8 protein-coding genes are annotated in these 14,426 nt (G+C 63.1%); all 8 read right to left on the bottom strand.

Annotated features, from left to right (window positions below; all coding sequences use genetic code 11):
- Positions 1-3: 3 nt before the first annotated feature.
- On the bottom strand, positions 4-990 hold the full coding sequence (locus EKO19_RS26420; protein WP_129780152.1) for a TauD/TfdA family dioxygenase: 987 nt from the start codon (positions 988-990) through the stop codon (positions 4-6).
- On the bottom strand, positions 968-1,702 hold the full coding sequence (locus EKO19_RS26415) for a thioesterase II family protein (RefSeq protein ID WP_217705598.1): 735 nt from the start codon (positions 1,700-1,702) through the stop codon (positions 968-970). The genes EKO19_RS26420 and EKO19_RS26415 overlap by 23 nt, the downstream gene beginning before the upstream one ends.
- 11 nt (positions 1,703-1,713) lie before the next feature.
- Complete coding sequence (locus tag EKO19_RS26410; RefSeq protein WP_129780148.1) at positions 1,714-1,956, bottom strand: MbtH family protein; 243 nt, start codon at positions 1,954-1,956, stop codon at positions 1,714-1,716.
- Positions 1,957-2,036: 80 nt separating this feature from the next.
- Positions 2,037-2,237 carry a FecR/PupR family sigma factor regulator gene (locus EKO19_RS26405; protein WP_129780146.1) on the bottom strand — a complete coding sequence of 67 codons (201 nt, stop codon included), beginning with the start codon at positions 2,235-2,237 and terminating at the stop codon, positions 2,037-2,039.
- A gap of 103 nt (positions 2,238-2,340) precedes the next feature.
- Positions 2,341-2,859 (bottom strand): sigma-70 family RNA polymerase sigma factor, encoded by a 519-nt coding sequence (locus tag EKO19_RS26400; protein ID WP_129780144.1) that lies wholly within the window; start codon positions 2,857-2,859, stop codon positions 2,341-2,343.
- A 400-nt stretch (positions 2,860-3,259) separates the two neighbouring features.
- Complete coding sequence (locus tag EKO19_RS26395; protein WP_175597196.1) at positions 3,260-5,686, bottom strand: TonB-dependent receptor; 2,427 nt, start codon at positions 5,684-5,686, stop codon at positions 3,260-3,262.
- Between the two features lie 42 nt (positions 5,687-5,728).
- On the bottom strand, positions 5,729-6,250 hold the full coding sequence (locus tag EKO19_RS26390) for a hypothetical protein (protein ID WP_129780140.1): 522 nt from the start codon (positions 6,248-6,250) through the stop codon (positions 5,729-5,731).
- Positions 6,251-6,350: 100 nt separating this feature from the next.
- The gene (locus EKO19_RS26385) at positions 6,351-14,153 is read right to left on the bottom strand and encodes a non-ribosomal peptide synthetase (protein ID WP_175597195.1); all 7,803 of its coding nucleotides are present in this window, start codon (positions 14,151-14,153) and stop codon (positions 6,351-6,353) included.
- Positions 14,154-14,426: the final 273 nt, after the last annotated feature.

The raw sequence follows: 14,426 nt of genomic DNA, 5'->3' as shown, positions 1-14,426 counted from the left end.
CCCTTATGAGTGACGCACGCCCCAGCTCAGATTGTCGTGCGGCTCCGCCATCGCCACGATCACCTTGCGAGGTCCTTTGAATGGAGCGCGCCCGTGCGAGACGCGCATGTTGTCGAGCATCAGCACATCGCCGGCCTGCCATGGAAAAACCACGGACTGCTCGGCGAGCACGCCACGAATGTCATCCAGCAGTGCGTCCGGAATCGCGGTGCCATCCGCGAACAGCACATCGCGCGGAATGTTTTCAATGCCCAAGGCATCGATCAACGACTCGCGCACTTCCGGTTGCAGATTCGAGCTGTGAAACAGGTGCGCCTGGTTGAACCAGACGGACTCGCCGGTTCGCGGATGACGTTCCATGCCCTGGCACAGCTGCTGCGTCCGAAGCTCACCGCCCGACTGCCACTGCCACCCGATGCGAGCACGCCGGCACTGTGCTTCGACGTCCTCGCGACGTTCGGTATTGAACACTTGCTGCCACGGCACGTCGAAGTCGCCGAAGTTGCGCACATAGCGGACGCCGGCCGCGAAGCGCTCGCGAATTGCCGGCGGCATACGCGCATAGATCGCGCGGTTATCGGCGATCGGCGTCTCACCGCCAACGGCCGCTGCCGTCACGCAGTGAAACCAGATCTTCATCGGCCACTCGCGCGTGTACGCCTGCTCGCTATGCAACGGGATGTGCTGGTGCGCCGGATACTCCGTGGAGGTGTACACGCCGCCGGCGATCGCGGTTCGCGGCGTCGACCCGAGCTCGTAGCTCAACAGGGGCTGGCCGAAAGCTGTCGCGAATTCACGAAACTCATCGACGCCCGGCACCGCGAAGCCGCGCAACAGGATTCCACCCACGTCATCGAGCATCTGTTGCACTCGTGGGCGGAGGAGCGCCAGACCTTCCGACAGCGACTCCCTCCGACTCCGCGCTTCAACCAACAGCGGCAGCGAGGAACCTGCGGGCGCGCGACGCTCAAGACAGGGCGACGTCGACACCGGCCACCTCCGCGCCTTCGTACGAAAGCGTTCGCGCTACGTCGTCGAGAATCGCCTGTTCGTGCCGCCGATTGAAAAAGTGGCCGCCGTCGAACCAACGCACCGAGAATCGGGCCGAGGTTTCGGCTTCCCAAGCGAGGATGCGTTGCACGTGAATGTCATCCTCTCGTCCCGCGAATGCATGGATGGGCACAGCGAGCGGATGAGAGTCGCGGTACTGATATCCCCCGCAAAGGCGATAGTCGGCGCGCAGGGTCTCAAGCGCGATCTGCAGCAGTTCCTCGCTATCGAAGACTTCGGCCGGCGTGCCGCCCTGCTTGCGCAGCTCCGCGAGCAGCGCCGTATCGGTTTGCTTGTCGAGGAAGTAGGCAGGATTTCGGAGCTTGGGCGCGGGGCTCGCGGAGACGAACAGCGCTTCGGGCAGCCGTCGTGACAAAGACCGCCAGCGCAGGGCCATCGCGTGCGCGATGAGACCGCCCATGCTGTGGCCATAGAGCGCGTAACGCGCGGCGCTATGGCGCTCGTGCGCCTCGCACAGGCATTCGATGAGCTCGTCGAAATCGTCCATGAAGGCTTCGGCCATGCGGATGCCGCGTCCCGGCAGTTCGACGGGCACGACCCGGAGCCAGCGGGGTAAGGAATGTTGCCAGCGCAGATACACGCTGGCGCTGGCCCCCGCCCATGGCAGACACAGCAGAGCGACAGGCAGCACGGCCACCCCGCTCAGCGTTCGACGGTTTGTTTGTTCGCCTCCTGCTCCGCCATCCATTTGCGCAAGGACAGCGGCCGCATGTCGGTCCAGACCTTCTCGACGTGCTCGAGACAGCGCTGCTTGTCACCTTGCACGCCGGTGTCGGTCCAGCCGCCGGGGATCTGCTTCCACTGCGGCCACAGAGAATATTGCTCTTCGTGGTTGACGAGCACCTTGAAGACGCCGTCCTCACGATCGAAGCAGCTGGTCGACATCGGATCTCCTTGTCTGCCGAGGGTGGCGCGGCCACCGTGGACTACTGTCAAAGGAGATGACGAACGATGCCGCAGATTGTTTAGGAAGGCGGCCGGGGGATCAGTGCGGCGCCCAGCCAGACGCGATGCGCTTCTTCGTAGTGAGCCCGATGCGCGGGATCCGCCTTCAACCAGGCAATGAGTTCGGCACGGCCGGCGTCGTCGAGCACTTGTTCATGCTCCCGGATCACCCACTCCCATGCCGCATTCCATAGCGCCTCGTTCCGTTCAGAACGGCTCATGTGTCGATTTGACCCAGCATGGGTTACCCGTCATACGGCGAACCAAACTCCCTCTACGCCGTCCCTATGATAAGTAATTTCCCCGTCACTATGCAGCTGGCCGTCACGTTTCGACGCCGTCGCGACACTCCTTCAACGCATCGACCGCGTCCTTGATCATGAAATTGACCAGCGTCGCCGACACTCCCAGCCGTTCAGCAATATCACGTTGCGTCAGACCATCGAGCCGATACAGTATGAATGCCTGGCGCGTCCGTGCCGGCAGCCGCTCCAGGGTTTCGCCGATCCGCGCCAGGAACTGGCCGCCCATGGCGCTGGCTTCGGGTGAAAAACTCGGCGCGGACACCGCTTGGCCCTCCGGTTCCGAGACGAAGAACTGAGCCTCCAGCGAGCGCCGGCGACAATGATCGATCGCCAGATGCCGTACTACTTGATAGCAGTAGCTCAGCGGTTGCTGAACGACGACGTGCGCCGACGTTTCCGTGATCCGCAGATAGGACGCTTGCAAGACGTCCTCGGCGAGATCCCGGGTGCCAACGATGCGCTTCGCCGCTTCCCGCAGACGCTCGCGGTGCTCGACAAAGGTGTCCTGCAGATCCTGGCGTTGGCGGTCACTCGACACAGCGCGCTTCCTTAGATCAGAGCATGAAATAAGAGAATCCCCTAAATGGGAGTGATTCTCATTTGTTCACATTATGATCAGAGCGCCTTCCACGGAGCAACCATCTAAGCACCGCTAACAGGAATATCTTCGAGCTTATTTCCCGTGACGCCACGCTGTCCCGGGCTTACCCCCAGCGACACTCCCGGCGCATACCTGGTAAACACGAAGTCCCGACCCTTCGCCGGCGCCGAGCCTGCTGCAGCCAAAACAAACCTGCGTGCCTGGCATCATCTTCGGCTTCCAGGGCCTGGAGTTCATGCAAGACGACCTCGCCTCGATCGACCGTTTCGCCGGCACATCGCGACTATTTTTTATTGAAATTCATTCCAGGCTAGCCAATTGGGTGTTCCGACAGACATTAGAACCGGCATTCCACCTGAATCCCCGCCGTCCTCGGGCGCAAGCTGGTGTCGAAGGCTGGCGGCAGATTTGCGTTGCGCACTGGTGTGGCCATTTCGTTGGTCAGATTGTCCACGAACACCAGCGCACTCCAGTGATCCGTGGCATCGAGCGTAATGCCGGCGCGGCTGGTCAGAATCGTGTCTCCGATGGACACTTTCCGCTCGTCGCCGTTGAGCGCGTGTAGCGCCAAGGACGACGTGTAGTTTGCCGACAGCCACAGGCGCATCTGCAAAGAGTCATTCAACGCAATCCCGTAGCCGGCCGATGCACCGATGACATACTCGGGCGACGTGTTGAGTCGATCGCCGTCGTCGAACAACACCAGGCCCCGCGACAGCACGGCTTCATCCAGGGTCAGATCGTTCCAGCTCACATTGAGGCCGAGCGTCAAGCCGTCGATGGGCTCGGCGTCGAGCGTCAGTTCCACACCCGGTCCGCTCGCCGATGCGCCATTGAGCATCGCGCTGACATTCACCGGCTCGGTCTGCGTTCCAACGTTCACCGCCAGCTGCTGTTGAATGTCGTCCCATTCGATGTAGAACGCCGCGGCCTGCACGGTAACCCTGCCGTCGCCCGATGAGTGTTTGATGCCCAGCTCATAGTTCTTCAGATTGTCCGACTCGAGCGGGCCGAACTGCGGCGCGGTGGCGATCACGCTGCCATTCTGCGGAAAGCCGCTGCGGAAGCCTTCGCCATATGACGCGTAGGCAAGGCTGTTCGCATCGACGTGCCAGGTAAAGACGGCACGTGGGGACAGCTTGTGAAAACTCGCCTCGCTGAACACGAGCTCATTTGGCAATACCACGACGGTGGTGCCGCGGGAGATTTCCCGACTGGAAACATTGTCTTCGAAGTAACGCAGTCCGCCGGTGATCTCGAACCGCCCGCCCTGCAATCGCCGTGTCAGCTCCCCGAACACCGCCATCGAGCGCGATGAATCGAGGTAGTCGGTGGGCTGCGCATACTGTCGCCGGAATTGATACAAGCGGTCCTTGGCATCGCGATACATGCCGCCGAGCGACCAGCGCCAGGCGCCCGGCTCGGCCGACTGAACCATGAGCTCCTGATAAAACGAATCGGATCGCAAATGGGTGGTGAGTACGGTGTCCGGCAGGTTGAGCAGCGAATAGTCGGCGTGGCTGAGGCTGGAGTAATCCAGATGCCCGGTGGCGCTGGACAACGAGATGTCACCGAGCTTGAGCTCCGCCTTGAGCCCGGTCACGTGGAAATCGACGTCGATGGGATCCTCGATCAACGACGGATGCGTCCGGCCATCGGTGGATGCAGGTGAAGCGTCGTAACTGCTCCAGGAGTTCCAGGACAACAAGCCGAGCGACAAGGATTCCGTCGGCGTCGCATCGACGCGCACGCGCGCATTTCGCACATCGCCTTCGTTCGCATTCGCGCGATAGGGTCGATCGATCCAGCCGCCTGACTGTTGATATCCGCCCACCAGACGCACTGCCAATGCATCGGGAATGACGGGCACATTGATCGTCGAGTCCACCCGTGAGCTGGTGCCACCATGCTCGGTCGCCGCGATCGACGTGCGCGCCTTGAACTCGAATGCGGACGAGTCCGCGGCGTGAGTCAGCACACGCACCACCCCGTTTTGAGCGCTCGCGCCGTACAGCGTCCCCTGCGGTCCCCGCAGCACTTCGATCCGTTCCAGATCGTAGAGATTCACGTCCGGCACGAATGCCGACTTGATCAGGCTGAACGGCACAAAATCCAGGTAGTAGGCAATCGGGCTCGAGCCGGTGAAATTCGCCCCCGTGGCGGACACCCCTCGCACCGACAGCACGGTATTGCTGCCTGACACGGCGAGCGTCAGCGCCGTTACCGCGGCGAGCCGGTTCAATTCCTCGGTGGCACCTCGGGCGATGGACGGGTCGAGGTCGACGCCGCCCGCCACCGAAATCGCAATGGGCACATCCTGCAGGCGCTCGGGATACTTCTGTGCCGTGACGATGATCTCTTCGGGAGGCTGCGACGAAGCATGCGAGGCGGACTCGGCGGTCGGCCCCCGTTTTTTATCCTCCGGAGCCCGCGGCGAATCGACGACGACGCTCGCGGCGGTCGGCTTGCGCGACGATCCGTTCGCATTCGGCGTGACGATCACGATGGTTCGCTCGTTGGAGCGCAGAAACGAAAACCCGGTCGTCGCCAGCAATTGAGACATCGCCGCGTCGGCGGTGAATCGCCCACGCAAAGGACCGACCGTTGGATAGGCCGGCATCGTCTCGAGCCAGACGATCTGCAGTCCGGTTTGAGTCGAAAGCGCGTTGAGAGCGCTCGGCAGGGACTGCTGCTGGATGTCCAGAGAGTATTCCGGCGCCGCCTGCGCGGCCGCCGCGATGCCCAAGCCGATTGCGAACAGCACGGCTCCGCCGCACCCCTCGAATGTCATCCGTCCCCCGATTCGCTACGCGCCTCCTTGCTCCACCAGCCCCTTCAGATTCTCAAAGTACTGCTCCAGCAGACTGCGGGCATGCTTGAGCTCTTCCTTCCGGCGTTCACAGAAGCCCGGCTCGCCCTTGCCGGCGAACACGTCGATCATCAGAAAGGTCAATGCCGTTCGTTCGCCCAGATCGTTCAACAGGATGCTGTCGAACGACATCGACTGGCGGGTTTTGCCATAACTACCGCCCTTCTCCGGCATGACCTCCAGCGCGATCAGCTTCAGCGGAATGATCTCCGCGATCCCGTACATATGATAGTGCGGTTGGGGGACTTCCGCCGCCAGCTTCCGTGGCAAGACCTTCTCGAAGTGGCCTACTTTACCCGGCTCGCCGGCTACGGTCTCCAGGTCGTGCGCCGACATCCAGCCACCGATGTTCAGCACGTGGGGCCAGACGCGCCGCACGGGATGATCGATCACGGTTTCGGCGTGCAGATACACCGATTCATAAGGCTTATCGTCCAGGGTCCGGTATCCGTCCGCCATCCATTCCTCCCGTAGCGAGCCGAGTTTTGAGCGCAAGTGCACAGCGGCGTGAACCGGTGCATTCAAGTAGACCGATTCACGCGCCCGACTACTCCCCCCTTTAATGCGGCATGGCGCCGCCGGCCCGGCGCCGGGTCGCATCACGCCCGTGCGCCTCGCGAAGCTCGGCATCCCGGGACAGCATTCCCTCGATACAGCCGCTCAACAGCGAGTCGTTCAGCATCGGCGTCACGATGCCCGCCGCTTCGAGCTCCCGCTGCGTCTTCTCAAAGCTGAATCGAACGTGCACCGCCGAGCGCACCGAGCGCTGGTGGCGCTGAAAGGTGTCCTGGTTCATCGAGAAGGCATACTCGATGAGCGGCACCGCCGGCAGCGAATACCCCTCCAGATGCAGTCGCTTGATCTGCTGAATCCACTCGTAATGAGGCAGCAGCTGCAACGAGGTGCTGGCAATGTCGTTACAGCGCTCGAACACGCCGTCGACGTGCTGGTCGGTGGCGCCGATATGGAATATCCCCTGCCCTTGCGCATGCCGGTTGCCGAGGAACACGATGGCGCGCGCCACGTGATCCACCGGCGTAGGCGGCATCGGATAGCGATAGCCGGCGATGCCATAGCCGGACAGCAGGCTGCTCTTCAATACCCGATACACGTTCTGCAGCTCATCGAACCGTCCGCGCTCCGCATCCGCCCACACCAGTCCGAGTCTGAACACATTGCACGGCACTCCCCGCTCGGCCGCCATCAGGAACATTTTTTCCGAAACCCATTTGCTCGCGAGGTAGCCCTGGGAGTACCGATACTTCTCATGATCGAGCGGCGTCTGCTCATCGACCTGACGCGGGGGCTCCTCGGCGGTGGCGCCGAACACGCCGAGGGTGGAAATGTAGTGAATGGCCTTGGGCCGGCCGTCGGTCGCGAGCCGGAGCAGATCGTTGACGGAGTCGACATTCGCGGCCCGGGCCATGGCGAATGTTTCCAGATGATTCATGCTGGTGGCGCAGTGATAGATGCCATCGAGCGTGCCGGCCAGCATCCGGAAGGTGTGCTGATCCAGACCCAGACGCGGCAATTTCAAATCGCCTGGCAGTGCGACGATGCGCGCGTCGAACTCCGGCCGCCACAAATCCCAATGTGACAGAGTCGCGATCAATCGAGTGCGCGCGTGCGCCCGTGACTCGGCCCGTAGCAGGCAGTAAACGGTCGCCTCCGTGTCCTCGAGCAGCTGCGCCAACAGGAATCGTCCGACGAAACCGGCGGCGCCAGTGAGCAGGAGGGCTCGCGGCGGTACTTGGACCGATCCCGGCGCCGCCACGATATTCGGATCGATGCGTGCCTCGCGACCCAGGTCGACAAAGGCGTCCTCGGCGGCCACACCACCGATTCTGGCTGAGAGCTCCTGGAGCATCGCATTCTTGTAGATATCCGTGACCCGCAGCGTACAGCCGAACTGCTGATTGACCCGCAACAGCAGCTTGAGCGCGAGCAGTGAATGGCCGCCGAGCTCGAAGAAATCATCCCGCCGGCCGATGCGCTCGACGCCGAGCACCGCCCGCCAGATCGCTGCGAGTGCCTGCTCGACCTCCCCTTCCGGTGCCTGGTAGTCATTGCATCCATACGCGCTCACCTCCGGCGCCGGCAGCGCGCGCCTGTTCAGTTTTCCGCTGGGTGTCACCGGCAGGCTGTCCAGGACCACGAACGCGCCCGGCACCATGTGCTCCGGCAACGTTTCTTTCAGATGCAGGCGCAGCGCATCGGGGCCCGGCTCGGCCGACTTGCCGGTGGTGATGTAGGCGACCAATCGTTTGCCGGTCGAGCCGTCGTCGCGCGCCACGACTGCAGCTTCGCGAATGTCCGGATGCCGCCTCAGCTCGGCCTCGATCTCTCCCAGCTCGACGCGATAGCCGCGAATCTTGACTTGATCGTCGTTGCGCCCCACGTACTCGACCGAGCCATCGGCGCGCCAGCGCCCCAGATCGCCGGTCTTGTACATGCGTGCCCGAGGATCCGCGCTGAAAGGATCGCGCAGGAATCGTTCGGCCGTCAGCTCGGGGCGATGCAGGTAGCCGCTCGCCACATTGGCACCGGCGATATGGATTTCACCGGCGACTCCGAACGGCGTCGGCCGGCGCTGCGCATCCAGAATATAAATCTGGGTATTGGCGATGGGCCGGCCGATCGTTGGCAACGCCGGCCACTGCGCCGGCTCGCCAGCCAATGTCAGCGCGGTGACGACGTGCGTCTCGGTGGGGCCATAGTGATTGTGCAGCTGGCAAGACGGCAGCTGCCGGCACAATGCCACGATCTCGTCACTGACGATCAACTGCTCGCCCGCGGTGATGATGTCGCGCAGTCGCAAGCCATCGACCGGCGTCGTGCCGAAACATTCGGCCAGGCTCTGCAGCATGAGCGGTGGAATGAACAGTCGCTCGACCGATTCATCGACCAGCAGGTCCAGCAACGCGCGCGCGTCCTTGCGAACCTGTTCATCGAGCAGCACCAAGGTGCCACCAGTGCACAGCGTCGAGAACAGCTCCTGGAACGCCACGTCGAAACTCAGGGCCGCGAACTGCAGCGTTCGGCGCGGCTCGCTCAGTCGCGCTTCATGTCGGTGCCATTCGAGCAGATTGACCATCGAGCGATGGCCCATGACCGTGCCCTTGGGCCGCCCGGTCGAACCCGAGGTGAAGATCACATAGATGGCGGGATCGGCATCCGAACCGTCCGATGTCAACGGAAGATCGTCAGCATCGTAGCCCGCGATCTGCGGCGCCACATCCTCCAGCGACACGCTCATGTCGGCGTCAGGCACCATCAGTTGCAACGACCGCTGAGTCAGGATCAGCGAGGGCTGTGCGTCCTCCAGCATGGCCTGCAGTCGTTCCGGCGGATAGTTCGGATCGAGCGGCACATACGCCGCACCGGCTTTGACGATGCCCAGTACACCCACGACCATCGCGATGCTACGTTCCATGCAGAGCGCCACGAGCGCGCCGGGCACCACGCCGCGAGCTTGTAGCCACCGAGCCAGGCGGTTCGAGCGCTCGTTCAACTCGCGATACGTGAGCTGCTCGCTCCCATGAGAGACGGCAATGGCCTGCGGTGAATGCCCGGCAGTTTGCTCGAACAAACGATGAACGAACTGTTCGCCCGAATATTCCCGGGCTGTCGCGTTCAGCGACTCGATGAGCTCGCGCTGCTCCGCCGCCGGCACGACGGCGAGGTCCAACGCAGGCAGCTGCGGCGCTCGCGCCAACGCGTCGATCAACGATTCGACCGCGGTTTGCAGATAAGCCGCGACCCGCCGCGGACTCACCCTCTCATCGGTGAGCACCGACAGGCCAAATCCTTCGCCGAGATCGTCGACCGAGACCGTGATCGGATAGTTGGTGCGCTCCTGTCCCGCGAGCACCTGCAGGCCCTGGACACTGCCCCAGTCACCGGCGGGATTGGGCACGCTGTGACGAAAATTCAGCAGCGCGCTGAACAGCGGTGCGGTCCCTTCGATGCCGCTGCACCGCTGCGCATCCGCCAACGAAGCTTGTTCATGATTTAACAGACCCACCAGCTCTCGCTGAGTCTGCTCCACCAGGCCTCGAGCACTCACCTCCTGCAGTCGGACTCGAAGCGGCAATGTGTTGATGAACATGCCGAGCGTGCGCCGGGCTCCCGAGCTCACTTGCAACCGGCCGAGCAGCACGCTGCCAAACACGACGTCGTCGCGACCGCTGGTGCGCGCCACTACTAGCGCCCAAGCCGCATGAAACAGCGTTGCCGCACTCACGCTTTGGCGGCGCGCCTCGCCGCGAATCCGCAGGGAGAGTTCCGGCTCGAATTTCAATCGGGCGTGCTCGATCTGAGTGCCGTCGCCATGCACATCGAGCAGTCCGTAAGGTGCCGTCGACTCATCGACATCGCCGAGCCGCTCCCTAAAGAATGCATTCGCGTCATGCTTGCGCGCATACGCCAGCGACTGCGCCACGTGATTGCGATATGCCGCGAGATTGGAGTCGCTGTGCTCCCGTCGCTCCATGCACTCGACGATCTCGGTCGTGACGATCTGCAAGGCGACGTGATCGATGGTCATGTGATGCAGCTGGAGCATGGCGTAGCATCGTCCATCGCCGCTCGGGTCCATCGCCCACTGCAGTCGTAGCAGAGGTGCCTGACGAATATCCAGTCGCTGCCGCTGCGGCGACATCCACTCCTGGATCTGCTCCGGCACTGGCCGGGTCGCATCCAGTGGCGCTTCGCTGACCGGCAGCAGCGCCCGTCGATACACGACCTGAACCGGGCGCGACAATTGTTCCCACCGTACCGCCGTGCGCAGCACATCGTGCCGATCGATGATGGTCTGTACCGCCGCGATCAGATCGTCGAGCCGATCGCGATTGACAATTGCGAACGCTCTCGGCAGCACATATGCATCGCCGCCGGTTTCCTTCAGCAGATGATGAAACAGGATGCCTTCCTGCAGCGGCGCAAGCGGATAGATATCCTGCACGTTGCGCGCTCCGCCGGGCACGGCCGCGACGATGCGATCGATTTCCGCCTGGCTCAGATCGATCAAGGGCAGCAGGGCCGGCGTGATCACCTCGCAGTCCGCGGAAATCAGATTCGGCGGCGCCTCGAACTGTTCCATCGCCTCCGATTGCAATGTCTGCGCGAGGTCCGCCAGGGTCGGACTCTCGAACACGTCTCGCACCTCCGCCGACAGGCCCAGACGCCGCAGCCGCTCCATCATCTGCACGATCAACAGGGAATGTCCGCCCAGCTCGAAAAAATTGTCGCGGCGGCCAACGCGTTCCGCGTGCAGCAGCGCTTGCCACACGCCCGCGACACTTTCCTCCACAGCGCCCACCGGCGCCTCATAGCTGCGCCGGACATAGGCCGCCGCATCCGGCGCGGGTAGCGCGCGTCGATCCAGCTTGCCGTTGGGCGTAGCGGGCAAATGCTCCAGCATGACAAACGCGCTTGGAATCATGTGCTCGGGCAGCAGCGCCTTCAGATGGGCGCGAACGTCCTCGACGCTCACCTGCTCCGCCGCCTCCGGCACGAAGTAGGCGACCAGGCGCCGGTCGCCAGGAACATCTTCACGTGCGATTACCGCGCCCTCACGAATGCCCGGGTGCCGGATCAATTGCGCATCGATCTCACCGAGCTCGATGCGTACGCCGCGAATCTTGACCTGATGGTCGTTGCGGCCCAGATATTCGACGGAACCATCGGGACGCCAGCGACCGAGATCGCCGGTGCGGTACATCCGCACTCGGGCGTCGGTGCCGAAGCGATCGGCGACGAAACGCTCGGCGGTCAATGCCGGTCGATTGTGATATCCGCGCGTCACCCCCGCCCCGGCGATGTAGATCTCGCCGCACACCCCGACGGGCACCGGCTGGTGATAAGCATCCAGAATATAGATTCTCGAGTTGGCGATGGGCCGGCCAATCGGCGGATTGCCAGCTTCATCAGCAGCGCACACATGCACCGACGCGCAGACGCTGATTTCCGTCGGGCCGTAGCCATTCAGGAAGCGTCGCCCCGGCGCCCATCGTTGCACCAGGCTCTCAGTACAAACATCGCCGCCGGCGAGAATCGACCTGAACGACGCGAGCCCCTCGGTGCCCGGCATCGCCGCGAGCACGATGGGCGAGAGGATGGCATGCGTGATCCCCTGGCTTTGCAACGTCGCTCGCAGCGGCTCGCCCGCGGCCAGCTCATCACGATCCGCCAGACACAGACAGGCACCGGCGCTGTAGCTCGAGGTCCATTCCCACGTGAACGCATCGAAGCTCACGGACGCGAACTGCAGAAAGCGGCTATCCGCGCGCACCTCCAGAGGGCCGAGCTGGGTCACCGCCAGATTGCAGATGCCCCGGTGCGGGACCATCACGCCTTTGGGCCGGCCGGTCGAGCCCGAGGTGTAAATCACATTCGCCAGGTGATTCGGCCCGACGCCAATCTCGGCGGCATCCAGGTCCGCATCCTGGTGGGCGCAGATCTCGTGCCAATCGGCATCGAGCGCTACCACACGCGCCGGCGTTTCCGGCAGCCCGCCTTTCAAGCGCTCGTTCGTCAGCAGCACGCTCGGAGCGGCATCGTTCAACATGTACGCCAGCCGGTCCGTCGGATAGTGAGGATCGAGCGGCACGTAGGCGCCACCGGCTTTCAACACTCCGAGCACACCGACCATCAGCTCGATGCCACGCTCGACGCACAAGCCGACCAGTCGATCGGGCCCGATGCCGAGCGTTCGCAGGAAGCGTGCGAGCCGATTGGCACGCGAGTTCAACTCGGCATAGCTCAGCGCCACGCCTCGATAGGTCAGCGCCAACGCCCCTGGTGTGCGGCGCGCATGCTCCTCGAACAGCTGATGCAGCAACTTCTCGCGCGGATAGGGCATCCCGGTGTCGTTGAATGTTTCAACCACCAGGTGATATTCGGAGCGCGGCAGCAGCTCGAGCGTGCCAATCGGGGCATGCGCGGCCTCCGTCATGCTGTTCAACAACGTCAGATAGCAGGCGCTCCAGCGTTCGACAGTGCGACGATCGAACAGCGCTTCGGCATACGACAACGCGCCACCGATGCTCGTGCCCCGCTCCTCCAGCACCAGTTGCAGATCGAATTTGGCGGCGTCGTTCTCGGTCGCATCCTGCGTGACCTCGAGGCCATGCAGACGCAGCTCGTCGCGAGGCGCGTTCTGCAATACAAATACCGTCTGAAAGATCGGATGCCGGCTCAACGTACGCTCCGGCTTCAGCTCCTCCACCAGCCGTTCGAAAGGGGTGTCCTGATGATCGTACGCGCCGAGCGTCGCTTGCTTGACCTGCTTAAGGAACGCATCGAGCTCGAGCCCCGCTGGCACGCTCACTCGCAGCGGCAGCATGTTGATGAAAAAGCCGATGAGCCCTTCCACCTCCGCACGACGCCGGTTCGCCACCGGCGTGCCTACGACGATATCCTCCTGTCCGCTGAGCCGCGACAACAGCAATGCCCACGCCGCGTGCAACGCCATGAAGAGCGTCATGCCGTGCCGTTGTGCCAGCGCACGCAAACGCGCACTGAGCGCCTCGTCGACAATCAGCGGAACGCTCTGCCCCCGATGATCCTGGATGGCGGGACGCGGCCGGTCCGTCGGCAGATCGACCTGCGAGGCGGCGCCTTCGAGCGCCGTGCGCCAGTAATGCATCTGCTGATCGAGTACCTCTCCCCGCAGCCACTGACGCTGCCATTGCGCATAGTCGGCATACTGAATGGGCAGTGGCTCGAGCGTCGCTTCGGCACCGCTCGCGAACGCGCTGTACAGCTGCGTCAGCTCGCGAATCAACACATTGGTGGACCAGCCGTCCGACACGATGTGATGCATGGTGATCAACAGCACGTGTGATTGCGGCTGCAATCGCAACAGCCGGCCACGAATGAGCGGCCGCTGCCGCAGATCGAACGGCGTGTGCATCTCGTCGCGCCGATGCTGCTGAACTCTGCTCTCCCGCTGCGATTCGGGATGTCCGGTGAGATCGATCAGGCGCAGCTCGAAGGCGACGGACGTGGCGATTTCCTGGTGCGCTTCGCCCGAGACACTGACAAAGCTGGTACGCAGGACCTCATGCCGCTGCACGATCGCATCGAGCGCGCGACGCAAGGCCGGCTCATCGAGCGCGCCGGCGAGACGAAGCGACAAAGGAATGTTGTAGGCGGCGCTGCTTCCCTGCAGCTGATCGAAGAACCACAGCCGTTGCTGAGCCCACGACGCCGGCGCACGCGTCACATTGCCGACCTGTTCGCGCGGCTGCGGCCTGATCCGTGATTTCGCGGTCCGCTTCTCGAGCATCAGCTCCAGCAGCTTTGCCTGTTCGGGGGAAAGGTTCGCGCGCTTGCTTGCGGCCCCGGAAGAATTCGTCATCGTCGTCCGTCCTCCATGTACTCGATCACAACCCGCCTGCGCGAGCGGCAGCGACGAATACCAAAGGCCGGCAACGGGAAGCAATTCATCCTGTCGTTTCATTGTCTGGCCACAACGGCGCGCAACACTCGCGGTCCGATCGTGAACCCGAGGTACAGCGCTCGCATCGGCGCCGAATTGTTCTTGCCATCAACGATCTATGCGCGCACTCACTGGCAACAGCACCGCCGATGGTTGACGCGGTGCAGGTTCGCTACTGTGAATTTACCGGCA

The sequence above is a fragment of the Peristeroidobacter soli genome (assembly GCF_004138485.1).
Classification (GTDB): domain Bacteria; phylum Pseudomonadota; class Gammaproteobacteria; order Steroidobacterales; family Steroidobacteraceae; genus Steroidobacter; species Steroidobacter soli.
The sequence above is the reverse complement of the archived record's forward strand: the minus strand, read 5'-3'. Positions and strand labels throughout refer to the sequence as shown.